Raw genomic sequence first — 25,466 nt, 5'->3', positions numbered from 1 at the left:
GCTCCCGGGGCGCGCCGTTCCCGTGCCAGGAACCACTAAACTGGACCGCATGACTGCCACGCCTGACGCTGCCCCCGCTGCCCGCGCCCGCCTGCTTGAACTGATCAAGGAACTCGCGGTGGTCCGCGGCAAGGTGATCCTCTCCAGCGGGGCCGAGGCCGATTACTACATCGACCTGCGCCGCATCACCCTCCACCACGAGGCTTCCCGGCTCGTTGGCCAGGTCATGCTGTCACTGGTGGATGAAGCCGGCATCGACTTCGAATGCGCCGGAGGGCTGACCATGGGCGCCGATCCCGTTGGCACGGCTGTGATGCACGCTGCCGCGGACGCCGGCCGCGCCGTGGACGCCTTCGTGGTCCGCAAGGCGCAGAAGTCCTACGGCATGGGCCGCCAGGTGGAGGGCCCGTCCGTGGAGGGCCGCAAGGTTCTGGTCCTGGAGGACACGTCCACCACGGGCGGCTCTGCCCTGACCGCCGTTGAGGGTGTCCGGAAGGCCGGCGGCAACGTCGTGGCCGTTGCCGTCATCGTCGACCGCGACACTGGAGCCAAGGAAAAGATCGAGGCGGAGACCGGCGTTCCCTACCTGTTTGCGTTTGGCAAGGACGAGCTCGGGCTGAACTGACCCGACGCTGGTGTGGACGGCAGTTTCAGGGTGACCTAGTATTTCCGTACCCCGGATCAAATTCCCACTTGGAGCAGCCCCGCCATGCGCACGCCCGATCAAACCAGGAGCAGTTCTGCCCGCGCCCTGACCAGCGTTGAGCAGATCCAGAATCTCATCCTGGAGAGTGCCGACTTTGAGGCCTTCCTGAACGAGCTCGCCCGGTACTCGGCGCACCAGGTGGCCGGCGACGGTGACGACGCCCTGTGCGGCATCACGCTGCTGCGGGACCGCAAGGCCGCCACCATCGGCTGGAGCAGCGACTCGGCCCGTGAGGTGGATGAGATTCAGTACTCGCTGTCCCAGGGCCCGTGCCTCACCGCGGCCGAGGAAGATCGCGAGGTCCACGTGCCGGACCTGTTGGAGGAGAGCCGGTGGGGCCCGGACTATGCCGAGGCGGTGGCATCCCACGGACTGCGTTCCGTACTCTCGCTGCCCTTCAGCCTCCAAGGCGAGGCCAAGGCTGCGCTCAACCTGTACTCCGAGGTCCCGCGCAAGTTCAACGACGCAGCCGTCGCCCACGCCCGCGGCTACACCCGGGAAATCTCGCAGGCACTCCGGCTTGCCGTCAGGTTCTCGCTGCACTCGGACAGCGCCACCAACCTGCGCGCCACGCTCGAATCCCGGACCGTGATCGACATCGCCATCGGCATCGTCATGGCCCAAAACAGGTGCAGCCAGGAAACGGCGGTGCGCATCCTCACCGACGCCTCAAGCAACAGCAACGTCAAGCTCCGCGACATCGCATCGTCGCTGGTGAACTCCGTGGGCGGCACCGAAGCGCGGACGCACTTCCAGGAGCCAGGACAGGTGCAGGCAGGCTAGCTGCTTGTGCGCAGGGGCACAGCGGGATACGCTGGCCAAGGTTGAGCCGTCGGCCATAGACACCCTTTTTTGGAGTACCTATGGACAACCAGCTTGATCCCCTCGTTAACGTTGACCCCTCCGCGAAGACCGTCCGAGTCGACATCCGCGGCACCCTTTCTCCGGCATCCCGGCCGGACCTCCTGCAGGAAATCCAGCGGATCCGCCGCATGGGCATCACCCACCCCATCACCGTGGATCTCTCCCGCGCCGCCTTCGTGGAATCCTCTGCGCTCGCTGGCCTGCGCATAGACCTGAATGCCCAGGACGCCCGCATACAGGGATTGTCATCCGCAACCGTGCCAGGCGTCTCGCTGGTGGTCATGGCCCCGGCCTCCGCGGCCTTCCGCCCGCTGTCCAGCTACTCCTCTCCGGAACTGCTCGCGGCCAGCGATGCTGTTTTTCGGCTGCTGGACGATCCCGCCGGGCACTGCGGGAATGAGCTGCTCGCACAGTATGAAGCGATCTGCGAGGAACTCAGCCGGCGTGAGCTCTTTGAAACGGCGGGGATGCAGGCCGCCGGAAGCTGACCTGCTGCGGCAGCGGTACAACAGCCGTGGCACATGTTGCCCGGCGCCGCCGCATTGTGCCTAGGGTAGATGAGTGCCGTATGAAGGATCCCCAGGTCCGGAGCTCCAGCCGGGTTCTGACACGACCCGGCTGATAAGGCGTGCCTCCGACCTGAAGCGGTTCTCCCGGAGGGCCTTCCTCACAGGCGCCGGGGCGGCATCGGTGCTGGCCGCGGACATGCTGCTGACCCAGCAGGTCCAGGCGCAGCGCCAGGTGCACAAGGTCCTCGTGGTCGAGGACGATTTCGCCGACCGCTATTTCCCGAATGCCAGCTGGTTCCTGTTCCCCGGCTACAAGACCAGCTGGGAAGAGGCGCAGTGGATCCTGAACTCGCTGCGGGGCACACTGAACCAGCGCGGCCAGCTGGCCGCCGTCGGCTATTCAAACCTCGGTCTGGATATCGACCAGATCGTTATCGCCGTGATCGAGCACGTCCGTGCCAATAACCTGACCACGCTCTACTTTTACGGCCACAGTTTCGGGGGGATGGTGGCCACGCAGGTGGCGGCCCGCCTGCTCGAACTGCACGGAGTGGAAGTGGCCTTCATCGTGCTGGACTCCAGTCCCTACAGCAAGTACGACGTGCTGGACCAGAGCTGGTTCGACGGCGTGGTCTTCCTCTACGAACGCGGCTTCCGGGTGCCGTCGGTGCTGCGGGGCGGCTACGAGCTGGGGGAACGGGTGGCCCACAAGAACGAGCGCACGTGGCGGCAGATCCTTGACCAGACCCTCGAACAGCTGTCTCCGATCGCTCCGTCCAGTGTGCTGATCCAGTCGGAATCCGCGTACATCTACCACTTCGATGCCACCCGGTTCGCCGGGGGGATCGGGGATGCGCGCATGGCCTACATCGGAAACCCCCGTGACGAGACCGTCAACTACCAGACGGCCCACCAGTCGTGGGCGCGGACGTTTTCGGCGAACATGGCCTCTGCGGAACTCCAGACGGAGGGAGCGCTTCCAGCGCATGCCAGCCCGGGCTGGAACCCGTTCGTCTACAGGCCGATCCTGGCGGGCCTGCAGGACGAAATCTTCCCCCTGCCGGCTGGCGGAGGAAAGATGACGCCCTTCTAGCAGCGGCCTCCCGGCGCAGCGTCAGATCTGGCTCTTAAGATCCGCCACCGAGTCCAGGACCTGGTTGGGCCGGAAGGGGTAACCAGCTATTTCATCCCGCTGGGTGATGCCGCTGAGCACCAGCACGGTGTGGAGCCCTGCTTCCATGCCCGCGATGATGTCCGTATCCATCCGGTCGCCGATCATGGCAGTAGTTTCGGAGTGGGCGTCGATCTGGTTCATGGCGGAGCGGAACATCATGGGATTCGGCTTGCCGACGATATACGGTTCCCGGCCCGTGGCTTTCGTGATCAGCGCCGCGATGGCTCCCGTTGCCGGCATGGGGCCATCCTTGGAGGGGCCGGTGGCATCTGGGTTGGTGGCGATGAAGCGGGCCCCGGCGAGGATCAGGCGGATCGCCATGGTGATCGCCTCGAAGGAGTAGGTGCGGGTCTCGCCGAGCACCACGAAGTCGGGGTTCTGGTCGGTGAGGATGAAGCCGGCCTCGTGCAGCGCCGTCGTCAGTCCCGCTTCACCGATGGTGTAGGCGCGGTTGCCGGAATCGGAACCCTGCACCTGGTCCTTGAGGAACTGCGCCGTGGCAAGGGCGGAGGTCCAGATGTTCTCTTCCGGGATCTCCAGGCCGGAGGCGCGGAGCCGGGCTGCAAGGTCGCGGGGGGTGAAAATGGAGTTGTTGGTCAGCACCAGGAAGCGCTTGGACGTGTCCACCCACCGCTGGATGAGTTCGGCCGCGCCGGGGACAGCCTGGTTCTCGTGCACCAGGACGCCGTCCATATCGGTCAGCCAGCACTCGATCTCCTGCCCGCTCCGGTAAACCGCCGCTGATTCCTTTACCTGGTCCGCTTCTGCCATGTCTTCCTCCGCCGGTGATGAATGTTCCGGAGCCCAGTCTAGTGTTGAGGGGTGAATCGAACGCCCGGCACCCCGCCCGAACCGCAACCCGCCACTGAGGAGACTCCGGAGCCGAAAGCGGAGGTCGGCGTCGGGCCGTGGGAAGGCGAGTGGCCCGAAGGCGACCACTGGGACCCTGACCTCCTCGCCGACGGGGACCGGCGCAATGTGGTGGACAAATACCGCTACTGGAAGCACGAGGCGATTGTCGCCGACCTGGACTCCAAGCGGCACGACTTCCACATCGCCATCGAGAACTGGCAGCACGACCTCAACATCGGCACCGTGGTGCGCACCGCCAACGCCTTCCTCGCCAAGGAAGTGCACATCATCGGACGACGGCGGTGGAACCGCCGCGGGGCCATGGTCACCGACCGCTACCAGCACGTCCGCCACCACCCCACCGTGGAGGATTTCGTGGCGTGGGCGCAGGGGGAAGGACTCGCGATCATCGGGATCGACATTTTCCCCGATTCGGTGCCGCTGGAAACGTACGAGTTGCCGCGCAAATGCGTGCTCGTCTTCGGCCAGGAGGGGCCAGGGCTGACGCCGGAGGTGCATGAAGCCGCGGAAGCCACACTGTCGATCGAACAGTTCGGCTCCACCCGGTCCATCAACGCGGGCTCAGCGGCGGCGATTGCAATGCACGCGTGGGTGCGCCGGCACGTGTTCGGCCAGCACGTCTAGCTGCCGCGGGATGACAGGTGGCGGCAGTGTTTGCCCCGCACCGACTGCCGTTAGGTGCCATCCCGGCCGGCAGTGCAAAGTGTTACCCGGCCGAGTGACCCGAACCACGGCCCGCGCCAAGAAATGACTAGGATGGTTCTAGCCGACGAGGTTTACTCCAGGGTCAACCGAACCCGCAGACGAAATCCACTTTAGGAGTCAGCATGCCCATTGCAACCCCAGACGTCTACGCCGACATGATCGACCGCGCAAAAAAGGGCGGCTTCGCGTTCCCGGCGGTCAACGTCACCTCCTCCCAGACCCTGAATGCTGCCCTCCGCGGCTTCGCTGAGGCCGAGTCCGACGGTATCGTCCAGGTCTCCACGGGCGGTGCCGCCTACTGGTCCGGCGCGTCCACCAAGGACATGGTTGCCGGTTCCCTGGGCTTCGCGGCGTTTGCCCGTGAAGTGGCCAAGAACTACAACGTCAACATCGCCCTGCACACGGACCACTGCCCCAAGGACAAGCTGGACGGCTTCGTCCTGCCGCTGCTGGCAGCCTCCGAAGAAGCGGTCAAGGCCGGCAAGGACCCCATCTTCAACTCGCACATGTGGGACGGCTCTGCCGAGACCCTGGACGAGAACCTGCGCATCGGCCGCGAACTGCTGGAACGCGCCGCTGCCGCCAGGATCATTCTCGAGGTTGAAATCGGCACGGTCGGCGGCGAGGAGGACGGCGTCGAAAACGAGATCAACGAGAAGCTGTACACCACGGTGGATGACGCCCTCGCCACCATCGAGGCCCTCGGCGCCGGCGAGAACGGCCGCTACATCACCGCCCTGACCTTCGGCAACGTGCACGGCGTGTACAAGCCCGGCGGCGTGAAGCTGCGCCCGGAAATCCTCAAGGACATCCAGGCCCAGGTCGGCGCCCGCATCGGCAAGGACAACCCGTTCGATCTCGTGTTCCACGGCGGCTCGGGCTCCTCGGACCAGGAAATCGCGGACGCTGTGTCCTACGGCGTGATCAAGATGAACATCGACACCGACACCCAGTACGCCTACACCCGCCCGGTTGCCGACCACATGTTCCGCAACTACGACGGCGTGCTCAAGGTTGACGGCGAAGTCGGCAACAAGAAGACCTACGACCCCCGCGTCTGGGGCGCCTCCGCCGAAGCCGGCCTCGCGGCCCGCGTGGTGGAAGCAACGCAGCAGCTCGGTTCCGCAGGCAAGACCTTCTAAGCATGTCTGACGAGTTCCGCAAGAACCTGATGGGTCCTGAGCCCACCCTCCTGCCTGCCGAGACCGAGGTCTACGAACAGCTGGAGGCGGGCCAGGAGGCCTTGGACCTCGTGGAAAAGCACCCCACGTCCTCGCTGCTCTGGGCCGTCCTGGCCGAGGAAGCGTGGGCTGAGGGCCGCACCATCGACTCCTACGCCTACGCCCGGGTCGGCTACCACCGCGGCCTGGACTCCCTGCGCCGCAACGGGTGGCGCGGCGTCGGGCCCATCCCCTGGGAGCACGAACCCAACCGCGGCTTCCTTCGTGCCCTGTACTCGCTGGGCCGCGCGTCAGCGGCGATCAACGAGTCCGAGGAACCCGAGCGCATTGAGAAGTTCCTCAATGACTCGGACCCGAAGGCCAAGGCTGCCATCCAGGGCGAAAACCTCAACTGAATTAAGCACGACGGCGGGCGCTCACCAAAGGTGGGCGCCCGCCGTCGTTCGCTGGCCGAGACCGCGTCCGCTCAGCGACCTTGAGGCCTAGCTTGCGGCCTTCTGCAGGCCCGTCCGGGCCATGGCGTCTGCATAGACCACGTGCATCTCGTCCAGGTACTGCTGCTGGCGGGCAGGCGTGCCGGCGAAGGCGCGGCCACTCAGGGAGCGGACCTTGTACGTCTTCAGGCCGCGGCGCCACAGCAGCGGCACCTCGGTCTTGAGGAGCATGGTGGCAAGCCGGTTTGCCTCGGTGCCGTGGGCCACGATGACGGAGGCGCGGGGCACCAGGGCCAGGAACTTCAGCAGCGGCTTCAGGCCCGCCTGGATCTGGTCCGGGGTGAACTTGCCGTTGGGCTCTCCCGGAACATGCCACGGATGGACATTCCACGGCATGACGAACTCGGGCCGCAGCCCCAGCTTCCACTGCAGGCCGAGCAGGCGCGTGGCGGCATCGTCGTCGCCCGCGGTGATGAAGCCCGAAGGCGAGGCCTCGCCGATGTTGGAGAAGAGGCTGATGATCCGGCACTCGTCGACGTCGTGCATGGGGTCCACGTACGGGACCTGCGTGCCCGGCTTTGCGCCCTGGAGGGAGTCGCACAGTTCGTTGACAGCTGCGACGTTGGGCTCGTAACGGCGGCCCAGGAGTTGTTCACGGAAAGATTCAGTAGCCATGGCTGTCATGTAAGTGCGGTGTCTCCTGCGGGGATCGGTCACGCTGACGTACCGGAAGCGGGCGCACCAAGTCCGGGACGATTTGAAATGAGGGTGGATCGACTCCTGATCGATCCTTATCAGTTTAGCAAGCCGGAGGCGGCGCCCGTCCCGCCCCATATGGCGCCTGCAGCAAAGCAGCCGCGATGCCGGCACGGAATCCGGAGCAGGAGCCGGAAGAAGGCCATGAGTCGCACCCGTTCATATAGGTATACTGGTCTAACTACCAGTGCGCGGAGGTGAGGATAATCATGACCGAACAGCAGCAGGCGGCACCGAAGAGCCGGCCCCTCAGGGGGCATGCGCGCGAGGCGCTGATCGAAGCGGCCTCGCGGCGCTTTTATGCGGACGGCCTGGCCGGAACGGGAATCGACGCCATCACGGCCGAGGCGGGCGTGGCCAAGAAGAGCCTCTACAACAACTTTTCCTCCAAGGCCGAGCTAGTGATGGCCTACCTGAACACCCGCCACGAGGAGTGGATGGGGCTGTACCGGAAGCGGCTGGAAAGCGCGGCCGGACCGAAGGAGCGGGTCCTGGCCGTTTTCGACGCGTACGCAGACCATGCCGGCCTCGCGTACGAGCGCGGCTTCAGGGGCTGCGGGCTGCTGAACGCTGCAGCCGAGCTGCCGGCGGGGGATTCCGGCAGGGAGGCGGTCCGGCGCCACAAGGAAGAGGTCGAAGGGCTGCTGTCCGGGCATCTGGGCGAACTCCTCCCGGACGCACCTAAGCAGGCGGCTCCTCTTGCCCGGCATCTGGCCTACCTGCTCGAGGGGTCCATGGTCCGTGCAGGCCTGGAGGGCAATGACAGCTGTGTGAAGGAAGCCCGCAAGATCGCGTCCGGCCTGATCGGCAACCTGTGAGAGGGCCCGGCTTTCAGGGGAGCGTGTGGGGCGCGGCCTTTGTGCTGGCAGCGTCGGTGCTTTGGGGAACGACGGGCACCGCAGCCACCTTCGCTCCGGAGGTCAGCCCGCTCGCGATCGGTGCCGTGGCCATGGGTCTGGGCGGCCTGCTGCAGGCGGCTGTCGCGGCAGGGCCGGTTCGCGCCTTTGCGGGTGCCTTGCGCCGCCAGTGGCAACTTGCCGCGCTGGGGGCGCTGGCTGTGGCCACGTACCCGCTGGCCTTCTACTCCTCAATGCACCTGGCCGGGGTGGCGGTTGGAACCGTTGTCTCCATCGGTTCAGCCCCTCTTGCCTCCGCCGTCATTGAACGCGTTGTGGACAAAAGACGCTTCACGGGGCGCTGGGCGGTGGGAGCCTTGCTGGGTCTTTCGGGCGCCGCGCTGCTGTGCTTCGCGGACGCAGGAGCGAGGCATGGGGTGCCGGGAGCCGCCGCGGAGGCGGGCTGGTCCACGCCGGCCGGCATCGGCCTCGGGCTGGTGGCCGGACTGACCTACGCCCTCTACTCCTGGGCCGCGCACCGCCTGATGAATACTGGCGTGCCCTCCACTGCAGTGATGGGAACGGTCTTTGGCCTTGGCGGGCTCCTGCTCATGCCCGTGCTGGCAATCACCGGAGCGCCCCTCATCGCCTCTTGGCAGAACATGGCCGTCGGCGCTTACATGGCCCTGGTCCCGATGTTCGCTGGCTATGTGCTCTTTGGCTGGGGACTGGCCCGTGTCCGTGCCAGCACCGCCACCACCCTTTCCCTCGCCGAAACAGTGGTGGCCGCCATCCTGGCGGTGCTGGTGGTGGGTGAACGCCTGCCGGCGCTGGCGTGGGTGGGTGCCGCGCTTGTCACCGGCAGCTTGTTCATTCTCACGCTCCCCGCTGCGGGCAAACCAGCTCCCCGGAAACGTAACAGACCAGCCGGACCGGCCGGACGCCCTAACAGTACTACTGCTGCCCATCCGCTAAACTTGGGTGGTAAGAGCCCCGGAACTCTTGCGCTGAGCCCTGCGGTCAACACTGCGGAAGCCGGCGATGATATTCGGGGCATTCTCATGAACGGCGCTGACCCCGGCGAGTCACCACGGTGAACCTTGACGGGACAGGCCCGAACGAATGGGGGAGGATCCCATGCCAGCAATCGTGATCGTCGGAGCCCAGTGGGGCGACGAAGGCAAAGGTAAGGCCACCGACCTGCTCGGCGGCCGCGTCGACTACGTGGTCAAGCCGAACGGCGGCAACAACGCCGGGCACACCGTCGTCGTGGGCGGTGAGAAGTACGAGCTCAAGCTCCTTCCCGCCGGCATCCTGAGCCCCAACGCTGTTCCGATCATCGGCAACGGCTGTGTGGTGAACCTCGAAGCGCTGTTCCAGGAGATCGACGGCCTCGAAGCCCGCGGAGCGGACACCTCCAAGCTCCGGGTCTCCGCGAACGCCCACCTCGTCGCGCCGTACCACCAGGTGCTGGACAAGGTCACCGAGCGCTTCCTCGGCAGCCGCGCCATCGGCACCACCGGCCGCGGCATCGGCCCCGCCTACATGGACAAGGTGGCCCGCCTCGGCATCCGCGTCCAGGACGTTTTCGACGAGTCCATCCTCCGCCAGAAGGTGGAAGGCTCACTGCGCCAGAAGAACGAGCTCCTCGTCAAGGTCTACAACCGCCGGGGCATCCTGGTGGACGAGATCGTCAACTACTTCCTGTCCTTCGCAGAGCGGCTGCGCCCCCTCGTCATTGACAGCACGCTGGTCCTGAACACGGCGCTGGACGAGGGCAAGGTGGTGCTCATGGAGGGCGGCCAGGCCACGTTCCTGGATGTTGACCACGGCACCTACCCGTTCGTCACCTCCTCCAACCCGACCGCCGGCGGCGCTTCGGTGGGCTCCGGCATCGGTCCCACGCGCATCTCGCGTTCCATCGGCATCATCAAGGCCTACACGACCCGAGTGGGTGCCGGCCCGTTCCCCACGGAACTGTTCGACGAGATGGGCGTATACCTGCAGAAGACCGGCGGCGAGTTCGGTGTCAACACCGGCCGCCCGCGCCGCTGCGGCTGGTACGACGCCGTCCTGGCCCGCCACGCCTCGCGCGTGAACGGCTTCACCGACTACTTCGTCACGAAGCTGGACGTGCTGACGGGCATTGAGCAGATCCCCGTCTGCGTCGCTTACGACGTGGACGGCGTCCGGCATGACGAAATGCCCATGACGCAGACGGAATTCCACCACGCCAAGCCCATCTTCGAGTTCTTCGACGGCTGGACAGAGGACATCACCGGAGCCCGCACCCTGGCGGACCTCCCGGAGAACGCACGCAACTATGTCCTGGCGCTGGAAAAGCTCTCCGGTACACGCTTCTCGGCCATCGGTGTGGGCCCGGACCGCGACCAGACGATCGTGCTGAACGACCTCATCAACGACTGATGTGTGGGCCCACGCCCGCAGGGTTCCCTGGCCGAGCTTGCGAGGCTAGGGAGCGGGTGGGGACGACGGCGGCGGGCCACCTGAAAAGGGGGCCCGCCGCCGTCGTTCGGTCAGGGACTTAAAAAAACTTCGGGTTGCGCGTAACCCGCAGCACCTCCGCTGCGATTACCTCCATGTAAGCGCCGGGCTGGAAGCTGTCCCCCATCGGCCGACCAGCCCGGCCTTCAGTCAACCAAAGGATGTTTTTTTCTCATGAAGAGTGTTAGCAAGTCCACCAAGATTGCTGTCGGCGCCGCCATCATCGCTATCGGAGGTTTCTCCAGCATCGGTCTGGCCAACGCGGCCCAGGTCGCTAGCTCGCAGCACGCAGAGGTGACCCCCGCTACGCCCGCTACCCCGGCCGTTCCCGCCACGCCTGAGCTGCCGTCTGCACCCGCAGTTCCGGCTACCCCGGCCGCTCCTGCCGCCCCGGAGGCCCAGGCCAAGGCTGCCGCCGAGGCAGCCGACGCCGACGCCAGCGTCGAAGGTGACAAGGACTCCGCCGAGGCCAACGTCTCGGGCCCGAACGGCGCTGCTGTTGACGTAGCCGCTGCGACCCCGGCCACGCCCGCCATTCCCAACGGCCCCGGCATTCCCGCCACCCCGGCCAAGCCCGCAACTCCGGCCGTCCCGGAACTGCCGGAGCAGGCAGCCAAGCCGGCTGCGCCGTCGGTGTCCGCTGATGCAGAGGTCCGCGCTGAGGCTGACGCTTCCGCTGACCTGCCGAAGGCCGGCAAGTAAGCGAAGACTCTCCCCGAATAGGGGGCACTCGGTGCGCGGCGGTAGGCTTACTACCGCCGCGCACCTGCAGTAAGGGAAGGACTGATCCTTGGCAGCCCAGCTGAGCGACGACGAACTGTCAGCCGCCCTTGCTGGCGACCCTTCCGGGTTTAGCGCCGTGTACAGCACTATTTCCCCCGCCGTTCTCGGATATTTCCGGGCCCGCGGTGTGGATGACCCTGAGGCGCTGACCCAGGATGTGTTCGTGGACGTCCTGCCCAAACTGCAAGGCATCAAAGGCGGCCACACCGGCCTGAGAACCTTCATCTTCTCCGTTGCGCACGCCCGGCTCGTGGACTACCGCCGCAGGTCCTCAAGAGCTCCGCAGCTGAGCGAATACGACCCGCTGCAGGATGAACGGTATTCCACCTCCGCAGAGGATGATGTCCTCGGCTCGCTGGGCGGCATCTCATCAACCCTCTCCATGCTCAACGACGAGCAGCGCGAGGTCCTGATCCTGAGGATCGTCGCGGACCTCTCCGTGGAACAGGTAGCCAGGATCATGGACAAGACCCCCGGTGCCATCAAACAGCTTCAGCGGCGCGGGCTCATTGCCCTTCGCGAACTAGTTAAGGAAAAGGACTACACGCCATCATGAGTGCCACGCCGACAGGCCCGGAAGACCGGGAGATCCAGGCGCTTCTTCGGGATGCCGGCCTGGAAGGGGACGCCGATCTGGCCGCTGCCCTGGGAGGCATGCGCGCGCTGGCACTGGACGCTCCGCCTGCACCCCGGGCGGACGTCGCCGCGCTGCTGGCACCGGGCGTTACCAGCCTTGATGCCCGCCGCCGCAACAGGCAGCGCAGAATGGGTGCCGTCATCGGGGCCGTAGTTGTCGGCACCATGGGTCTCGGGGCAGGTGCGGTCGCCGCCTCCAGCGAGGACTTCCGGCGAAGCGTTGGCCATACCGTGGAGAAGATCTTCACGCCTGCTCCGCAGGCTCCGGCTACCGGCACGGACACTGCAAGCACGTCACCATCCAAGGTCCCGGCGATGACCGCGGTACCCCCTGCGCCCTCGGGCGGGACAGCCCCGGCAACACCGGCACCTGACTCTCCGACGGCGGTCCCCGCCGCCCCCTCCACCGGCGCGGATCCCGCTCGCCGGGCCCCGGGGCCGGGGGAGAAGCCGGACAAGGCCCCGGCAGCGCCGGCAGTCCGGCCTTCGCAACTGCCCGGCGTGCCTGCCGTGGGCAAGGCCCCGGAGCTTCCGGTCAAGCCCTCAGCACCGCCGTCAGTGCTTCCAGGGCTCCCCGGCTCAGCTTCCGATCCGGGCCGTGACACGTCCTGAACAAATTTAAGGTTTTTTGGGAATCCGCGTAACCCCACGAGGGTGGCCAACGATTACCTATACGAACGAGCCGGCCTGGAAGCTGTCCCCCATCAGTTTTCCAGTCCGGCTCTTTCCCTCTTCCAGCGCGAACGGACAGTTGTGGCCCCCGGCGAAAGCGCGAACGGACAGTTGTGGCCCCCGGCGAAAGCGCGAACGGACACTTAAGCCCCCGGGGCTTAAGTGTCCGTTCGCGCTATTCCGGCGGTGCAGGCTAGGTGAGCACCTGCCGCTTGGAGGAGATGACCCCGGTATCGAAGCCGGCGAGGTGCAGGCCGCCGTGGAAGCGGGCATGCTCGATTTTGACGCAGCGGTCCATCACAACATTCAGTCCGGCTGCTTCAGCCTCAAGCGCGACGCCTTCGTGCCAGGAGCCCAGCTGCAGCCACAGGGTCTTCGCACCCGCGGCAACAGCCTCGTCCAGCACACCCGGAAGGTCGTCGTGCTTGCGGAAGACGTCCACGATGTCCGGGCTCTCGGGAAGGTCGGCCAGTGAGGCGTACGTCGGCTGGCCCAGGATCTCCTTGACTACCGGGTTCACGAAGTACACCTTGTAGCGGGTCGAGGACTGCAGGTAGGTGGCCACGAAGTAGCTTGCCCGGGACGGCTTGTCCGAGGCGCCCACGATCGCGATCGACGTGGCGCTGCGGAGCAGGTTCAGCCGCTCGGGGGCGGAGGGCCCTTGCCAGATTCTTTCGGTTGTGCTCATGCCCGTGCTCCAATCGTGCAGGTGTCGGCCGGAAGTGCATCCGGGTCAACCACCTCCGCAGGGGCGGCTTGAGCCGCCTCCAGCGCCTGGTCGAGGTCCCACAGGATGTCCTCAATGTCCTCGAGTCCAACCGAGATGCGGACCAGGTCCTGCGGCACGCCGGCGGTTTCCAGCTGAAGAGGACTGAGCTGCTGGTGGGTGGTGGAACCGGGATGGATCACCAGGGTGCGTGAGTCTCCGACGTTGGCCAGGTGCGAGGCGAGCTGCAGGGATTCGATGAACTTCTGTCCCGCTGCCCGTCCGCCCTTCACACCGAAGGAGAACACCGAGCCCGGACCGAGCGGCAGGTACTGCCGCGCTCGCTCGTAGTGCGGGTGGGACGGGAGCCCGGAGTAGTTCACGTAAGCCACCCGGGGGTCGGCTTCGAGCCACTCGGCCACGGCCTTGGCGTTCTTCAGGTGCTCGTCCAGTCGCTGGGGGAGTGTCTCCACGCCCTGCAGCAGCTGGAAGGCGGCGAGCGGCGTGAGGGCCGGCCCGATGTCGCGCAGCTGCTCGCAGCGGAGTTTCGTCAGGAACCCGTATTCGCCGAAGTTGCCCCACCAGGACACGTTGCCGTAGGAGGGAACCGGCTCTGTCATCGTGGGGAACTTCCCGTTGCCCCAGTTGAACCTGCCGCTCTCCACGATGACGCCGCCCAGCGTGGTGCCGTGGCCGCCAATGAACTTCGTGGCCGAGTGGATCACGATGTCAGCCCCGTGCTCGATCGGCCGCACGAGGTACGGCGTGCTCAAGGTGGCGTCGACCACCAGGGGGATGCCGGCGTCGTGCGCCACTTGCGCCAGGGCCGCAAGGTCCTGGACCTCCGACGACGGGTTGGCCACCACCTCAACGAAGATGGCCTTCGTGTTCTCCTGCACGGCCGCAGCGTAGTCGGCGGGGTCGGTGCCGGGAACGAACGTGGTGTCCACGCCGAAGCGGCGCAGCGTCACGTCAAGCTGGGTGACCGTGCCGCCGTACAGCTGCGAGGCTGCGACGATGTGGTCACCGGCCTGGGTCAGCGCGGCAAAGGTGATGAACTCCGCGGCCATGCCCGAGGAGGTCGCCACTGCGCCGATGCCGCCGTCCAGCGAGGCGATCCGCTCCTCGAACGCGGCCACCGTGGGGTTGCCGATGCGCGAGTAGATGTTGCCGTACTTCTGCAGCGCGAAGAGGTTGGCAGCGTCCTGGGTGTCCTTGAACACGAAGGACGTGGTCTGGTAGATGGGCACCGCGCGGGCGCCGTGCTCGGCGTCGGGCGTGCCGCCGGCGTGCAGGGCGCGGGTGCGGAATCCGAATTTGCGGTCGGCCATTAGACAGTCACCGCCTCGGCGGCAACGGGGGCCTGCGAAAGGTCGAGTTCGGTGCCGTTCTTGCGGGCCAGGTCGGCTTCCATCTCGCGCACGATCGGCAGGACGTCCTGGCCGAACGCGGCGATTTCCTCCTGGAAGTGCAGGTAGCCGGTCAGGAACAGGTTCACGCCGATCTTCTTGTACTCCACGATCCGCTCGGCGATCTGCTCCGGGGTGCCGATCAGCTGGGTCTTGAAGCCGTCGTTGTACTGCACCAGGTCCTCGAAGCTGGAGTCCGCCCACATGCCCTTGCCGTCCTTGGTGGAGGCACCGGCTTCCTGCACGGCGTCGCGGAAGCCCTGGACGGCCGGCTTGTGCGCCTTCTCCACGATCTCGCGGAGGGTGTCGCGGGCTTCCTTCTCGGAGTCGCGGGCGATGACGAAGCCGTTGAGGCCGAAGCGCGGTGCGGCCAGCTGGCCCTCGGCGCCACGCCCGGTCTCGCCCGCAGCAGCGACCACGCCGGCGATGTTCTCCTTGAAGCCTTCGAGGTCCTTGCCGTTGGAGAAGTACCAGTCGGCGACACGTCCCGCGGTGGCCTGTGCCGCCGTCGAGTTTCCGCCGAAGAAGATCTCCGGGTGCGCGCGTCCCGGAACGTCCACGGGGGCCGGGTTCAGCGTGAAGTCAGTGATGTTGTAGTACTTGCCGGCCTGGCTGAACTCCTTCTCGGTCCACAGCCCCCGCAGCACCCTGATGAATTCCTCAGTGCGGACGTAGCGCTCGTCGTGCTCGAGCCATTCGAGGCCGAAGTTGGTGAATTCATTCTTCAGCCAGCCGGAGACGATGTTGACGGCGGAGCGGCCGTTGGAGATGTGGTCGGCGGTGATGACGTACTTGGCCAGCACGCCGGGGTGCCACATGCCCGGGTGAACGGCGGCGATCACCTTGAGCCGTTCGGTGGCTGCCAGAAGGGCCAGGCTGAAGGACGTAGCCTCATGCTGCTTGTCCGCCCCGTAGGAAGCGGCATAGCGGGTCTGCGTGAGGGCGTACTCAAAGCCGGAGTTCTCGGCGATTTGGGCCAGCTTCTTGTTGTAGTCAAAGTCCCAGCTGGTGCGCTGTTCAATGGTGGAGACCACCAGTCCGCCGGATACGTTGGGCACCCAGTAGGCGAACTTGAGCGGTTCGGAAAGACGGGCCACTTTGCTGATGTCGTTCATGACTTCCTTTACTTCTGTCAGTTTCTGTCAACTGCGTGTTGCTGCGGTGACGGCGGCGTAATCGCGCAGCGCATCCTGGATTCCGGCGATCGCGGGTTCGTTCTGGAGCGACGTGGTGTCGCCCAGGGCGGTGCCCTCGAAAAGCTGGGTGAGCAGCCGGCGCATGATCTTGCCGCTGCGGGTCTTGGGGACATCGGGAACGACGACGACGTCGCGCGGCTTGGCGATCGGGCCGATCGCCTTGGCGACGTGGTTGCGGAGCTCGGCGCTGGTTGAGCTTGTCGAAACCGGGGCGGCGCCGCCCTTTAGGACAACGAAGGCGACGACGGCGTGGCCGGTCGCCGGGTCTGCGACGGGACAGACACCGGCCTCCACAACATCCGGATGCGAGACGAGGGCCGATTCGATCTCGATTGTTGAGAGCAGGTGCCCGGAAACGTTGAGGGTGTCGTCCACCCGCCCGAGGATCCAGATGTCGCCCTCGTCGTCGTATTTAGCGCCGTCGCCGGCGAGGAACCAGCCCTGGGCGGCGTACTTGCGCCAGTACGAATCGAAGTAGCGCTGGGGGTTGCCCCAGACGGTCCGCGCGATGGCGGGTCCGGGAGTGTCCACCACGATGTATCCCTGGACTCCGGGCGGCACGGTGTTGCCGGCGTCATCCACGACCCTGGTGCTGACCCCGGGAAGCGGCCGAGCCGCGCAGCCGGGCTTGAACTCGGTGTCCGTGGGTGCAGGGGAGAGGATGGTGGCGCCGGTCTCGGACTGCCACCAGGTGTCGACCACGGGCACGGTCCCGCGGCCGACGTTGTGCCGCAGCCAGCGCCACGCCTCAGGATTGACGGCCTCGCCAACGGTGCCGAGCAGCCGGATTGAGGAGAGATCGTAGCTGTCCGGGACGCCGTCGGGAAACCAGCCCATGAGCGAGCGGACCAGGGTCGGCGCTGTGTAGTACTGCGTCACGCCGTAGCGTTCGATGATCTCGAAATGCCGTCCCGGGTGTGGCGTGTTGGGCGTGCCCTCGAAGATGACCTGGGTGACGCCGTTTGAGAGCGGCCCGTAGATCTCGTAGGTGTGCGCGGTGACCCACGCGAGGTCGGCGGTGCACCAGTGCACGTCCTGGTCCCGGAGCTCCGGGTCGGGGTTGCTGAAGAGGTGCTCGAAGCTCCACGACGCCTGGGTCAGGTAGCCGCCAGAGGTATGCACCAGCCCCTTGGGCTTCCCGGTGGTCCCGGAGGTGTACATGATGAACAGGGGCGTTTCGGCGTCGAACGCCTCCGCTTCGTGGACGTCGGAGGCGGGACCGACGGCGTCGTGCCACCACACGTCCCGGCCCTCAGTCATCGGCACTTCTGCCAGTTCGCCGGCAGGCGTGGTGCGGTTGATCACGAGCACATGCTCGATCTCGTTCTCGCCCGCGACAGCGGCGTCGGCGTTGTCCTTCACCGGGACTGCCAAGCCGCGGCGGAACTGGCCGTCGGTGGTCACGAGGAGCTTGGCGCGGGTGTCCTCGACGCGGAAGCGAAGGGCTTCAGCAGAGAAGCCACCGAAGACGAGCGAGTGGATGGCGCCGATCCGTGCCACGGCAAGGGTGATGATCACCGTTTCCGGAATGACCGGGAGGTAGATGACCACCCGGTCGCCCTTGGTGATGCCCAAGGCGAGAAGCGCGTTGGCGGCCTTGGACACCTCCCGCTGAAGCTCGGCATAGGTGATGCTCCGGCGGTCACCCGGTTCACCCTCGAAATGGAGCGCCACTTTATCGCCGCGTCCCGCCGCAACATGGCGGTCCACGCAGTTGTAGGCCACATTGAGCCGGCCGCCCTCGAACCAGGTGATGTCCGGGCCGGTGCCGGCCTCGGCGTCTGCAGGTACTTTGCGGTGGGCGGTGTGCCAGGGCTTGCCGCCCGGTGTGTCGGAGGGTGCCCAGTCGAGCCGCAGCGCCTGCTGTTCCCAGAAAGCCACGGTCTCCGCTGCGTCGGCGCCGGTATGGGTGGCCGCGATGCCGTCTGGAATAGGGCCGGATGCCTGGGTGGTGGAGCTGCTGCTGTGACGCGCCGGCCCGCCTTTGGCGGCACCGTGCACAGTGCCGTCCGGCGGCTCGGTCGAGGACCATCCCGAAGAGCCGCGAAGGGAGCCGGGCGCGTCACGCAGCCCTGCTTCGATCGCCGTCGCGTTCGAAGTGGTTTTGGGGTCTCCGCTGGTCCGGCTTTCCGCAGGGGAAGTCCGGATAGGTGAAGACAGGGCAGGGGAAATCTCAGGGGTCATGTGGGCACTCCATCGGTCCTGGCAGTAGCACCCTGTGTTCCTCCGTAGGGGCAGGAACAGTTCGATGAGAATGGTCGTCTCACGTCACCGGGGTTGCTGCGGCTTCATCGATCCAGGTCTCTCAGCCGCTCGGGATGGTCACTATCCACTAAAGGCGAGCCGCGGGTTTCCTCCAAATTCATGTCCCTGCTGTCGTAATATTCGTTAACTACTCGCGGAGTGACGGGTTGTCAGTCACTTATTCGGCGATCTTGCTGGAAGGCTGCAGGAGTAGGCTTTATGCATGGCACACGTTAACGATCCGGCGGTCATTGAACGCCTCATGCGAACCAAAGGCACCTGGGCGATCGTCGGGCTGACCACCAACCAATGGCGTTCGGCGTTCGACGTTGCACTGTATGTCCGCGATCGGATGGGCATGGAGATCATCCCGGTCAACCTTCCGGGGGACGATGTCCACGGTGAGAAGGGGTACCGCTCCCTGGCTGAGATCCCGCACGAAAAGCATCCCATCGACGTCGTGGATTGCTTTGTAAACTCGCAAAAAGTCGGGGCGGTCATCGACCAGGCAATTGCCGTGGGAGCCAAGGCCGTGTGGCTGCAGCTGGGCGTTTTCGACGGCGCTGCCGTGGAGCGCGCCCAAGCCGCCGGGCTGGACGTCGTGGTGAACTCCTGCCCCGCGCGGGAAGGCTGGCACTACGGCCTCTGACCCCGCCCTTGTAGCCGTCAAGCCCCAGTTCCGGCGCCAGATCGGCCCAAGCCTCAGCGTTTCATCAGCTCCGGGTAGTGGCGCTCCGTGACGTCCGGGTGGGCGCGCATCCGGCCCTTGAGCATGTTCAGGCCGAACGAGGCGAGCATCGGATTGGACGGGTCATCAGAGATGCCCCGGGCCTGCGCCTTGAGGTCCTCCGGGAGCGGCACCGGTTCGATGACCGCATCCAGCCGCGGTGACCAGAAGAACGGCACGGAGTAGCGGTCCACGCCCGGCGGCGGCGCCTTCACCCGGTGGATAGTGGCAGCAAGGTAGCCCTCTGTGGCCACCTCCAGCATCTCGCCGAGGTTCACCACCAGGGCTTCGGGGTTGGGTTCCACGGGCACCCACTCGCTCGCGCCCGGCGGGAGGACTTCGAGCCCGCCCACCTCATCCTGCAGGAGGAGGGTGACAAAACCGTAGTCTGCGTGCGAGCCGACGCCCTGGTCGCCGGCCTCTTCGACAACTCCGCCGACGTAGTGCACCAGTTTGCCCATCCAGGCCGGGGAGTCCTGGAAGGGCTCGTCAAAGTAGTCTTCCGGCAGCCGGAGGGTGACGGCGATGGCCCGCATCAGTTCCGCTCCCACCTTGGACATCAGCGCGGCCCACGCCATCGCGGCCCGTTTCAGCTCCGGTAAAGCCTCATCAGGCCACATGTTGGTGCCCTGCAGGAGCCAGTACGGCTGGTCGGCGGGATAATCCTTGACCGGTTCACGCTCGGGCGAGTAATCAATCTGCTCCCGGGCATCCGCCCTTCCCTGCGTGATCTCGGTGCCCATCCGTGTGTAGCCGCGGAAATGCGGTGAGAGCCGGTTGTCGAGCTTCATCCGCTCCTCGAGGGGCAGGTCGAAGAAGCGCTTGATCGTAGCCAGCAGCTCCTTCGCCTGCCCGGGGGAACCTCCATAACCGATGACCTGGAAAAAGCCGACCCGGTGCGTGGCGTAGCGGAGCTGCTCGATGAACTCGGGACTGAATGACCCGTCTGCCTGGCGTGCGGTGCCCAGGTCCAATACGGGAATAGCCTCCTGACCTGCTGCCATGCTCGCAGACTAGCACCGCTGGAGAAGGCTTTGTAGGCTCGCTGCATGGATCCAGCCGAATTGCGGAAAGTCTGCCTCTCGTTTCCGGGGGCCTTCGAAGACTTTCCGTTCGGCCCGGAAACGTCGGTCTTCAAAGTCCGCGCGGCCGTGGCGGGAGGGGCGCGGCACGAGGCCAAGATGTTCGCGTTGTCCACCATGGATCCGGAGGACTGGTCGGTGAGCCTGAAATGTGAACCGGTGCTGGCGGAACAGCTGCGGGCGGTGCATCCGGAGATCACCGGGGCGTGGCACATGAACAAGACCCACTGGAACGGCGTCAGGCTGGACGGCTCCTTGCCGGACGACATGATCCGCGACATGGTGGAGGACTCCTACGACCTCGTGGTGGCATCGCTGAGCCGGAAACAACGGGAGCAGCTCGGCTGGGCGAGGCTGGCGGGCACTGACTGAAATGGTGGGCAATGACTGAAAAACGCCTGGCGCGGGGCGGCCTCAACTACCCGGGAATTGGCTCCACGCAGAACGGAATACCGCCCGAGGGATTCCCTTGCCTGGTCACCCAGGCCTACCTGGGGGAAGGGCCGGCGACGTTTCACAGGGTTGCCCGGGGCATCCTCGCCTGGGAGCTGCAGCGCCGCTCGGGCCTCAGGGTCCGCGCCGAGTCCGACGCCGTTGTTCCCGGCGCACGCGTGGTGAGCGGCTTCGGCGTCGGGCCGTTCCGTATCAATGCTCCCTGTGAGGTGGTGTGGGTGCGGCAGCCGGCGCCCGGAACCGGCCCGCAGTCAGCCGGCTTCGGCTACGGAACGCTGCCGGGCCATCCCGCCCGCGGCGAGGAAGCCTTCGAAGTGACGATCGACAACCGGGGCAGAGTGTTCCTCAAGATCACGGCCTTCAGCAGGCCCTCCAACTGGTTTTACGCTGCGGGCGGCCTGCTGACCCGGGCGGCGCAACGGCACGTCACTTCCCGATACATTGAAGGGGCACGCCAACTCGCAACCGGCGAAAGCTGAGGAGGAGACGTTACGTGCTGGACCAAAAGACCCTTGACAACCTGTGGGACTTCGACAATCCCGAGCTGTCCGAACAGCGGTTCCGCGAAGCGATGGCCGATGAGAAGTACGATGCCGACGAACGGGCGGAGCTCGCCACCCAGCTGGGAAGGGCCATCGGACTGCAGGGGCGCTTCGAGGAGGCGGATGCCCTGCTCGACGCGATCGACAGCGAAGACGAACCCACCATCGGCGTCCGCATCATTCTGGAACGCGGACGCGTTCTGAACTCCAGCGGCCACCCGCAGATGGCCGTGCCGCTGTTCGAGCAGGCCGCAGAGCTGGGCGACCACCTGGGTGAGGAGTTCCTCGCCGTGGACGCCCTGCACATGCTCGCCATCGCGGACGCAGACCACGCGGAGCTCTGGACGCGCAGTGCGCTGGAGTACGCCTCGACGGCATATGACGCCAACACCAGGCGGTGGATGATCGCACTGCACAACAACCTAGGCTGGATCCTGCACCGTTCCGGCCGGCTCACCGAGGCCCTGGTCGAGTTCCAGCTGGCCGAGCAGTGGGCCGAACGGGTGGGAACCCCCGCCCAGCAGCAGTACGCCCGCGAAGCAATCGCGGAATGCGAGCACGCCCTGGCCAGCTAGCCGGCTGCAAGAATGGATGAGCTGTACCGGCCGGTACACCCAGACTCTCGAACGGAAGGCAACCGCCCGTGATTTTCATCGTCGTCAAATTCAAGGTCAAGCCGGACTGGTCCGACAAGTGGCTCGGCCTTGTGGCGGACTTTACCGAGGCCACCCGCGAGGAGCCCGGCAACCTGTGGTTCGACTGGTCCCGCAGCGTGGATGACCCCAACGAGTTTGTCCTCGTCGAAGCCTTCAAGGACGACGCCGCCGGTGACCACGTCAACAGCGAGCACTTCAAGAAGGCCATGGCGGACATTCCGCAGGCGCTCGCGGAGACTCCCCGCATCATCAGCCGCCAGCTCGACGGCGATGGCTGGGACCGGATGGGCGAACTCACCATCTGATCCCTGTCGCTAGCATTAACGCCATGTGGATCGGATGGATTGAATTCGACATCCTCCTGGGGGACGTGCACAGCCTCAAGGAGAAACGCTCCGTGGTCCGGCCGCTGCTCGCCGAACTGAAGCGACGGTTCGACGTCTCCGTGGCCGAGGTCGGAGACCATGACCAGTACCGGCGCACCAAGGTCGGGGCCGGACTAGTCGCCGCGGACCGGGGCCATCTCATTGAGGTGCTTGACGCCGTCGAACGCTTCGTGGCCGCCCGGCCGGAACTGGAACTGCTCAGCGCCCGCCAGCGCGAACACCACAGCGAAGATTAGAGGCTTTCGTTAAGCGCGAACGGGCACTTAAGGCCCCGGAAAGAGGGGCCTTAAGTGCCCGTTCGCGCTTGTTGACCGTTGTGGACTAGCCGAAGTACTTCGGCAGCGTGGCCTCGTGGGCTTCCCGGAGGGCCTCGAGCGGGAGGGCGTCCACGCCGTTGATCTCCAGCTTGTCGCTGGCTGCATCCACCACGCCGATGCGGATGTGGGCGAAGCCGCGGGCGGTGCACATGTCCGTGAAACGGACTTCCTCGGACCGCGGAACGGACACAACGGCCCGGCCCTGCGACTCGGAGAACAGCGCGGTGAACAGATCCACGCCGTCACGGTCCATGACATCCTGCAGGGCGATCCGGGCGCCGACGCCGTAGCGCAGCGAGGATTCCACGAGGGCCGCCGCGAGGCCGCCTTCGGAGAGATCGTGCGCGGAGTCCACCATGCCGTCGCGGGACGCGTTGATCAGGATTTCACCCAGCGCGCGCTCGGCTGCGAGGTCAACCTTGGGCGGGAGTCCGCCGAGGTGCCCCCGCAGGTTGGACCATTCCGACCCGTCCAGCTCTGCTGCAGTGGTGCCGAGCAGGTAGATGGCCTGGCCGTCCTCGCGCCAGCCCGAGGGCGTGCGCCGTGCGACATCGTCCAGCTTGCCCAGGACAGCAACCACGGGGGACGGGTGGATGGGGGTGGTGCCGGTCTGGTTGTACAGCGAGACGTTGCCGCCGGTGACCGGGATGCCGAGTTCCATGCAGGCGTCGGACAGGCCGCGGATGGCCTCGGCCAGCTGCCACATCACGTCCGGGTCTTCAGGGGAACCGAAGTTCAGGCAGTCGCTGACGGCCATCGGCACGGCGCCGGAGGTGGCAACGTTGCGGTACGCCTCCGCGAGGGCCAGCTGCGCACCCTGGTACGGATCCAGGTAGGTGTAGCGGCCGTTGGCGTCGGTGGCGAGGGCCACGCCCAGGCCGGATTCCTCGTCCACGCGGACCACGCCGGCGTCGTCGGGGTACGCCATGGAGGTGTTGCCGCCCACGTACCGGTCGTACTGGTCGGTGATCCAGTTCTTGGAGCACATGTTCGGCGAGGAAACGAGCTCGGTGACGGCGGCAGCCAGCTCCGCGGGGGCGGACGGACGGCCGGCGTCCTGGACAGAGCCGGTGAAGGCGTCGGCCTGCACGGCGTCCTGCCAGTCCGGGCGGGCGTACGGGCGGTCGTAGACCGGGCCGTCGTGGGCCACGGTGCGGGGGTCCACATCGACGATGACTTCGCCGTCCCAGGTGATGATGAGGCGTCCGGTGTCGGTCACCTCGCCCAGCCAGGAGTACTCAACAGCCCACTTGTCCATGACTGCTTCAAAAGCAGCCACGTTCTCGGGGGTGACAACCGCCATCATGCGTTCCTGCGACTCCGACATCAGGATTTCGCCCGGGGTCAGGGTGGGGTCGCGCAGCAGGACGGAGGTCAGCTCAACCTGCATGCCTCCGTCGCCGTTGGAGGCGAGCTCGGAGGTGGCGCAGGAAATGCCGGCGGCGCCCAGGTCCTGGATGCCCTCGACGAGTGAACCCTTGAACAGTTCAAGGCAGCACTCGATCAGGACCTTTTCGGCGAACGGGTCGCCTACCTGGACGGCGGGGCGCTTGGACGGCTTGGTGTCGTCGAAGGACTCGGAGGCCAGCACGGAAGCGCCGCCGATGCCGTCCCCGCCGGTGCGGGCACCGAACAGGACAACCTTGTTGCCCTTGCCGGAGGCGTTGGCGAGGCGGATATCCTCGTGGCGCATGACGCCGACTGCCAGCGCGTTGACCAGCGGGTTGCCCTGGTACACGGAGTCAAAGACCATTTCGCCGCCGATGTTGGGCAGGCCGAGCGAGTTGCCGTATCCGCCGATGCCGGCAACGGCGCCGTGGATGACGCGGGCCGTGTCAGGGTGGTCGATCGCACCGAAGCGCAGCGGATCCATCACAGCGACAGGGCGGGCGCCCATGGAGATGATGTCGCGGACAATGCCGCCGATGCCGGTTGCGGCCCCCTGGTACGGCTCCACGAACGACGGCGAGTTGTGGGACTCGATCTTGAACGTCACGGCCCAGCCGTCGCCCAGGTTGGTGACACCGGCGTTTTCGCCGATGCCCACCAGCATGTCCTTCTTCATCTCGTCGGTCACCTTCTCGCCGAACTGGCGCAGGTGGTTCTTCGAGGACTTGTAGGAGCAGTGCTCACTCCACATCACGGAGTACATGGCCAGCTCGGCGCCCGTGGGACGGCGGCCCAGGACCTTCACGACCTCGTCGAACTCGTTCTGCTTCAGGCCGAGCTCGGCCCAGGGCAGTTCGGTGTTCGGGGTCTTGGCCGCGTTCTCAACGGTGTCGATGTTGAACTTCTTGGTCTCGGTGATCGAGCTTGTCGAGATCTCGGTCATTTGTTCGCTCCCACAATCTTGTTCAGTACGGAAGTGAAGAAGCCCAGGCCGTCCGTGTCGGTCCCGCCGATGCCGTCCAGGGACTCGGGGCCGAAGCCCTGCTCCACTGCGTGCTCCGGGTGAGGCATGAGGCCCACCACGTTGCCGGCGGCATTGGAGATGCCGGCAATGTCGCGGCGCGAGCCGTTGGGATTGAATCCCACATACCGGAACACCACACGGCCTTCGGCTTCGAGCGCGTCCAAGGTCTTGTCGTCGGCGATGTACTGGCCGTCCTGGTTCTTCAGCGGCACCGTGATCTCCTGGCCCTCGGCGTAATCGAGGGTCCAGTCGGTGCTGCTGTTTTCGACCCGCAGCACCTGGTCGCGGCACATGAATTTCAGGTGGTCATTCTTAATCATCGATCCGGGCAGCAGGTGCGACTCGGTGAGGATCTGGAAGCCGTTGCAGATGCCGAGCACCGGCAGCTTGGCATCGGAGTTGGCGGCGTCGATGACCTTGGACATCAGCGGTGCGAAACGTGCGATGGCGCCGGCCCGGAGGTAGTCGCCGTACGAGAAGCCGCCAGGGATGATGACGGCGTCCACGTCACCGAGCGAGGTGTCGGCGTGCCACAGCGAAACGGGCGTGCCGCCCGCGAGCTGGACTGCACGCGCAGCGTCCCGGTCATCGAGCGTGCCGGGGAAGGTGATGACACCGATCTTCGCACCCGCGAGCCTGCGGGCACCAGGAGCGTCGGCGGCTACGGCGACTGCCTCGCCGATCAGGGGGAGTTCAGTCAT

At 66.1% G+C, this 25,466-nt stretch carries 28 protein-coding genes; 19 read left to right on the top strand and 9 right to left on the bottom strand.

Annotated elements, in window-relative coordinates:
- The first annotated feature begins 49 nt into the window (after positions 1-49).
- The 4 genes from pyrE (at position 50) to ACIP9X_RS00960 (ending at position 3,172) form a co-directional block, all read left to right on the top strand.
- Positions 50-625, top strand: a complete 576-nt coding sequence (gene pyrE, locus ACIP9X_RS00975; protein ID WP_400477847.1) for an orotate phosphoribosyltransferase — start codon at positions 50-52, stop codon at positions 623-625.
- A gap of 84 nt (positions 626-709) precedes the next feature.
- Complete coding sequence (locus ACIP9X_RS00970; RefSeq protein ID WP_400477846.1) at positions 710-1,489, top strand: GAF and ANTAR domain-containing protein; 780 nt, start codon at positions 710-712, stop codon at positions 1,487-1,489.
- Between the two features lie 80 nt (positions 1,490-1,569).
- Positions 1,570-2,058 (top strand): hypothetical protein, encoded by a 489-nt coding sequence (locus tag ACIP9X_RS00965; RefSeq protein ID WP_400477845.1) that lies wholly within the window; start codon positions 1,570-1,572, stop codon positions 2,056-2,058.
- Between the two features lie 73 nt (positions 2,059-2,131).
- Entirely contained in the window at positions 2,132-3,172 is a 1,041-nt protein-coding gene (locus tag ACIP9X_RS00960; RefSeq protein ID WP_400477844.1) for a thioesterase domain-containing protein, read from the top strand.
- A gap of 21 nt (positions 3,173-3,193) precedes the next feature.
- Here ACIP9X_RS00960 and ACIP9X_RS00955 read toward each other — a convergent pair whose 3' ends face one another.
- Positions 3,194-4,024, bottom strand: a complete 831-nt coding sequence (locus ACIP9X_RS00955; RefSeq protein WP_400477843.1) for an HAD-IIA family hydrolase — start codon at positions 4,022-4,024, stop codon at positions 3,194-3,196.
- Between the two features lie 51 nt (positions 4,025-4,075).
- Here ACIP9X_RS00955 and ACIP9X_RS00950 point away from each other — a divergent pair, with 51 nt between their 5' ends.
- The 3 genes from ACIP9X_RS00950 to ACIP9X_RS00940 all read left to right on the top strand — a co-directional run bounded on the left by ACIP9X_RS00950 (position 4,076) and on the right by ACIP9X_RS00940 (position 6,407).
- Positions 4,076-4,750 (top strand): TrmH family RNA methyltransferase, encoded by a 675-nt coding sequence (locus tag ACIP9X_RS00950; RefSeq protein ID WP_400477842.1) that lies wholly within the window; start codon positions 4,076-4,078, stop codon positions 4,748-4,750.
- Between the two features lie 203 nt (positions 4,751-4,953).
- Entirely contained in the window at positions 4,954-5,973 is a 1,020-nt protein-coding gene (fbaA, locus tag ACIP9X_RS00945; protein ID WP_400477841.1) for a class II fructose-bisphosphate aldolase, read from the top strand.
- Positions 5,974-5,975: 2 nt separating this feature from the next.
- Positions 5,976-6,407: a DUF3151 domain-containing protein gene (locus tag ACIP9X_RS00940; RefSeq protein WP_400477840.1), complete on the top strand. Its 432-nt coding sequence runs from the start codon at positions 5,976-5,978 to the stop codon at positions 6,405-6,407.
- Positions 6,408-6,494: 87 nt separating this feature from the next.
- Here the strand turns inward: ACIP9X_RS00940 and ACIP9X_RS00935 are convergent, their stop codons facing one another.
- A complete protein-coding gene (locus ACIP9X_RS00935) occupies positions 6,495-7,130 on the bottom strand; it encodes a uracil-DNA glycosylase (protein WP_400477839.1) in 636 nt (211 codons plus the stop codon).
- 281 nt (positions 7,131-7,411) lie between these two features.
- Here ACIP9X_RS00935 and ACIP9X_RS00930 point away from each other — a divergent pair, with 281 nt between their 5' ends.
- The 6 genes from ACIP9X_RS00930 to ACIP9X_RS00905 all read left to right on the top strand — a co-directional run bounded on the left by ACIP9X_RS00930 (position 7,412) and on the right by ACIP9X_RS00905 (position 12,574).
- Positions 7,412-8,020, top strand: a complete 609-nt coding sequence (locus ACIP9X_RS00930; RefSeq protein ID WP_400477838.1) for a TetR/AcrR family transcriptional regulator — start codon at positions 7,412-7,414, stop codon at positions 8,018-8,020.
- Complete coding sequence (locus tag ACIP9X_RS00925; RefSeq protein ID WP_400477837.1) at positions 8,017-9,135, top strand: DMT family transporter; 1,119 nt, start codon at positions 8,017-8,019, stop codon at positions 9,133-9,135. Before ACIP9X_RS00930 ends, ACIP9X_RS00925 begins: the two co-directional genes overlap by 4 nt.
- A gap of 40 nt (positions 9,136-9,175) precedes the next feature.
- Positions 9,176-10,465, top strand: a complete 1,290-nt coding sequence (locus ACIP9X_RS00920; protein WP_400477836.1) for an adenylosuccinate synthase — start codon at positions 9,176-9,178, stop codon at positions 10,463-10,465.
- A gap of 252 nt (positions 10,466-10,717) precedes the next feature.
- Complete coding sequence (locus ACIP9X_RS00915) at positions 10,718-11,245, top strand: hypothetical protein (RefSeq protein ID WP_400477835.1); 528 nt, start codon at positions 10,718-10,720, stop codon at positions 11,243-11,245.
- An 88-nt stretch (positions 11,246-11,333) separates the two neighbouring features.
- Positions 11,334-11,882 carry an RNA polymerase sigma factor gene (locus tag ACIP9X_RS00910; protein WP_400477834.1) on the top strand — a complete coding sequence of 183 codons (549 nt, stop codon included), beginning with the start codon at positions 11,334-11,336 and terminating at the stop codon, positions 11,880-11,882.
- Positions 11,879-12,574, top strand: coding sequence for a hypothetical protein (locus ACIP9X_RS00905; protein ID WP_400477833.1), 696 nt, complete (start codon positions 11,879-11,881; stop codon positions 12,572-12,574). Before ACIP9X_RS00910 ends, ACIP9X_RS00905 begins: the two co-directional genes overlap by 4 nt.
- Before the next feature lie 253 nt (positions 12,575-12,827).
- Here ACIP9X_RS00905 and ACIP9X_RS00900 read toward each other — a convergent pair whose 3' ends face one another.
- The 4 genes from ACIP9X_RS00900 to acs are packed head-to-tail and all read right to left on the bottom strand — an operon-like array spanning position 12,828 to position 18,129.
- Positions 12,828-13,322 (bottom strand): CoA-binding protein, encoded by a 495-nt coding sequence (locus ACIP9X_RS00900; RefSeq protein ID WP_400477832.1) that lies wholly within the window; start codon positions 13,320-13,322, stop codon positions 12,828-12,830.
- Entirely contained in the window at positions 13,319-14,671 is a 1,353-nt protein-coding gene (locus tag ACIP9X_RS00895; protein WP_400477831.1) for an O-acetylhomoserine aminocarboxypropyltransferase/cysteine synthase family protein, read from the bottom strand. Before ACIP9X_RS00895 ends, ACIP9X_RS00900 begins: the two co-directional genes overlap by 4 nt.
- Complete coding sequence (gene sfnG / locus ACIP9X_RS00890; RefSeq protein ID WP_400477830.1) at positions 14,671-15,864, bottom strand: dimethylsulfone monooxygenase SfnG; 1,194 nt, start codon at positions 15,862-15,864, stop codon at positions 14,671-14,673. Before sfnG ends, ACIP9X_RS00895 begins: the two co-directional genes overlap by 1 nt.
- Positions 15,865-15,891: 27 nt before the next feature.
- Positions 15,892-18,129 carry an acetate--CoA ligase gene (gene acs / locus ACIP9X_RS00885; protein WP_400477829.1) on the bottom strand — a complete coding sequence of 746 codons (2,238 nt, stop codon included), beginning with the start codon at positions 18,127-18,129 and terminating at the stop codon, positions 15,892-15,894.
- A gap of 283 nt (positions 18,130-18,412) precedes the next feature.
- Between acs and ACIP9X_RS00880 the strand changes: the two genes are divergently transcribed.
- On the top strand, positions 18,413-18,838 hold the full coding sequence (locus ACIP9X_RS00880; RefSeq protein WP_400477828.1) for a CoA-binding protein: 426 nt from the start codon (positions 18,413-18,415) through the stop codon (positions 18,836-18,838).
- Positions 18,839-18,891: 53 nt separating this feature from the next.
- On the opposite strand, the gene ACIP9X_RS00875 is transcribed toward ACIP9X_RS00880, so the two are convergent.
- Positions 18,892-19,920, bottom strand: coding sequence for an isopenicillin N synthase family dioxygenase (locus ACIP9X_RS00875; protein ID WP_400477827.1), 1,029 nt, complete (start codon positions 19,918-19,920; stop codon positions 18,892-18,894).
- 45 nt (positions 19,921-19,965) lie between these two features.
- On the opposite strand from ACIP9X_RS00875, the gene ACIP9X_RS00870 reads away from it, so the two are divergent.
- The 5 genes from ACIP9X_RS00870 (at position 19,966) to ACIP9X_RS00850 (ending at position 22,271) form a co-directional block, all read left to right on the top strand.
- Positions 19,966-20,370, top strand: coding sequence for an MmcQ/YjbR family DNA-binding protein (locus tag ACIP9X_RS00870; protein WP_400477826.1), 405 nt, complete (start codon positions 19,966-19,968; stop codon positions 20,368-20,370).
- An 11-nt stretch (positions 20,371-20,381) separates the two neighbouring features.
- Positions 20,382-20,930: a DUF1990 family protein gene (locus ACIP9X_RS00865; RefSeq protein ID WP_400477825.1), complete on the top strand. Its 549-nt coding sequence runs from the start codon at positions 20,382-20,384 to the stop codon at positions 20,928-20,930.
- Positions 20,931-20,944: 14 nt separating this feature from the next.
- Entirely contained in the window at positions 20,945-21,568 is a 624-nt protein-coding gene (locus tag ACIP9X_RS00860; protein WP_400477824.1) for a tetratricopeptide repeat protein, read from the top strand.
- A gap of 68 nt (positions 21,569-21,636) precedes the next feature.
- Positions 21,637-21,954: a putative quinol monooxygenase gene (locus tag ACIP9X_RS00855; protein WP_400477823.1), complete on the top strand. Its 318-nt coding sequence runs from the start codon at positions 21,637-21,639 to the stop codon at positions 21,952-21,954.
- Positions 21,955-21,977: 23 nt separating this feature from the next.
- Complete coding sequence (locus tag ACIP9X_RS00850) at positions 21,978-22,271, top strand: DUF503 domain-containing protein (protein WP_400477822.1); 294 nt, start codon at positions 21,978-21,980, stop codon at positions 22,269-22,271.
- 85 nt (positions 22,272-22,356) lie between these two features.
- On the opposite strand, the gene purL is transcribed toward ACIP9X_RS00850, so the two are convergent.
- Positions 22,357-24,684: a phosphoribosylformylglycinamidine synthase subunit PurL gene (purL, locus tag ACIP9X_RS00845; RefSeq protein WP_400477821.1), complete on the bottom strand. Its 2,328-nt coding sequence runs from the start codon at positions 24,682-24,684 to the stop codon at positions 22,357-22,359.
- On the bottom strand, positions 24,681-25,466 hold the full coding sequence (gene purQ / locus ACIP9X_RS00840; protein WP_400477820.1) for a phosphoribosylformylglycinamidine synthase subunit PurQ: 786 nt from the start codon (positions 25,464-25,466) through the stop codon (positions 24,681-24,683). Before purQ ends, purL begins: the two co-directional genes overlap by 4 nt.

Source organism: Arthrobacter sp. NPDC093125 (genome assembly GCF_044754225.1).
Lineage (GTDB): Bacteria > Actinomycetota > Actinomycetes > Actinomycetales > Micrococcaceae > Arthrobacter.
This window is presented reverse-complemented; position numbering and strand designations above follow the sequence as displayed.

Excerpts from the sequence above, each read along its gene's own strand:
- ACIP9X_RS00915 (WP_400477835.1), top strand. The coding sequence starts at position 10,718 with ATGAAGAGTGTTAGCAAGTCCACCAAGATTGCTGTCGGCGCCGCCATC.
- acs (WP_400477829.1), bottom strand. The coding sequence starts at position 18,129 with ATGACCCCTGAGATTTCCCCTGCCCTGTCTTCACCTATCCGGACTTCC.
- ACIP9X_RS00875 (WP_400477827.1), bottom strand. The coding sequence starts at position 19,920 with ATGGCAGCAGGTCAGGAGGCTATTCCCGTATTGGACCTGGGCACCGCA.
- purQ (WP_400477820.1), bottom strand. The coding sequence starts at position 25,466 with ATGACTGAACTCCCCCTGATCGGCGAGGCAGTCGCCGTAGCCGCCGAC.
- ACIP9X_RS00965 (WP_400477845.1), top strand. The coding sequence starts at position 1,570 with ATGGACAACCAGCTTGATCCCCTCGTTAACGTTGACCCCTCCGCGAAG.
- ACIP9X_RS00955 (WP_400477843.1), bottom strand. The coding sequence starts at position 4,024 with ATGGCAGAAGCGGACCAGGTAAAGGAATCAGCGGCGGTTTACCGGAGC.
- ACIP9X_RS00970 (WP_400477846.1), top strand. The coding sequence starts at position 710 with ATGCGCACGCCCGATCAAACCAGGAGCAGTTCTGCCCGCGCCCTGACC.
- ACIP9X_RS00905 (WP_400477833.1), top strand. The coding sequence starts at position 11,879 with ATGAGTGCCACGCCGACAGGCCCGGAAGACCGGGAGATCCAGGCGCTT.
- ACIP9X_RS00940 (WP_400477840.1), top strand. The coding sequence starts at position 5,976 with ATGTCTGACGAGTTCCGCAAGAACCTGATGGGTCCTGAGCCCACCCTC.
- pyrE (WP_400477847.1), top strand. The coding sequence starts at position 50 with ATGACTGCCACGCCTGACGCTGCCCCCGCTGCCCGCGCCCGCCTGCTT.
- ACIP9X_RS00870 (WP_400477826.1), top strand. The coding sequence starts at position 19,966 with ATGGATCCAGCCGAATTGCGGAAAGTCTGCCTCTCGTTTCCGGGGGCC.
- ACIP9X_RS00895 (WP_400477831.1), bottom strand. The coding sequence starts at position 14,671 with ATGGCCGACCGCAAATTCGGATTCCGCACCCGCGCCCTGCACGCCGGC.
- ACIP9X_RS00850 (WP_400477822.1), top strand. The coding sequence starts at position 21,978 with ATGTGGATCGGATGGATTGAATTCGACATCCTCCTGGGGGACGTGCAC.
- ACIP9X_RS00930 (WP_400477838.1), top strand. The coding sequence starts at position 7,412 with ATGACCGAACAGCAGCAGGCGGCACCGAAGAGCCGGCCCCTCAGGGGG.
- ACIP9X_RS00920 (WP_400477836.1), top strand. The coding sequence starts at position 9,176 with ATGCCAGCAATCGTGATCGTCGGAGCCCAGTGGGGCGACGAAGGCAAA.
- ACIP9X_RS00935 (WP_400477839.1), bottom strand. The coding sequence starts at position 7,130 with ATGACAGCCATGGCTACTGAATCTTTCCGTGAACAACTCCTGGGCCGC.
- purL (WP_400477821.1), bottom strand. The coding sequence starts at position 24,684 with ATGACCGAGATCTCGACAAGCTCGATCACCGAGACCAAGAAGTTCAAC.
- ACIP9X_RS00865 (WP_400477825.1), top strand. The coding sequence starts at position 20,382 with ATGACTGAAAAACGCCTGGCGCGGGGCGGCCTCAACTACCCGGGAATT.
- fbaA (WP_400477841.1), top strand. The coding sequence starts at position 4,954 with ATGCCCATTGCAACCCCAGACGTCTACGCCGACATGATCGACCGCGCA.
- ACIP9X_RS00880 (WP_400477828.1), top strand. The coding sequence starts at position 18,413 with ATGGCACACGTTAACGATCCGGCGGTCATTGAACGCCTCATGCGAACC.
- sfnG (WP_400477830.1), bottom strand. The coding sequence starts at position 15,864 with ATGAACGACATCAGCAAAGTGGCCCGTCTTTCCGAACCGCTCAAGTTC.
- ACIP9X_RS00900 (WP_400477832.1), bottom strand. The coding sequence starts at position 13,322 with ATGAGCACAACCGAAAGAATCTGGCAAGGGCCCTCCGCCCCCGAGCGG.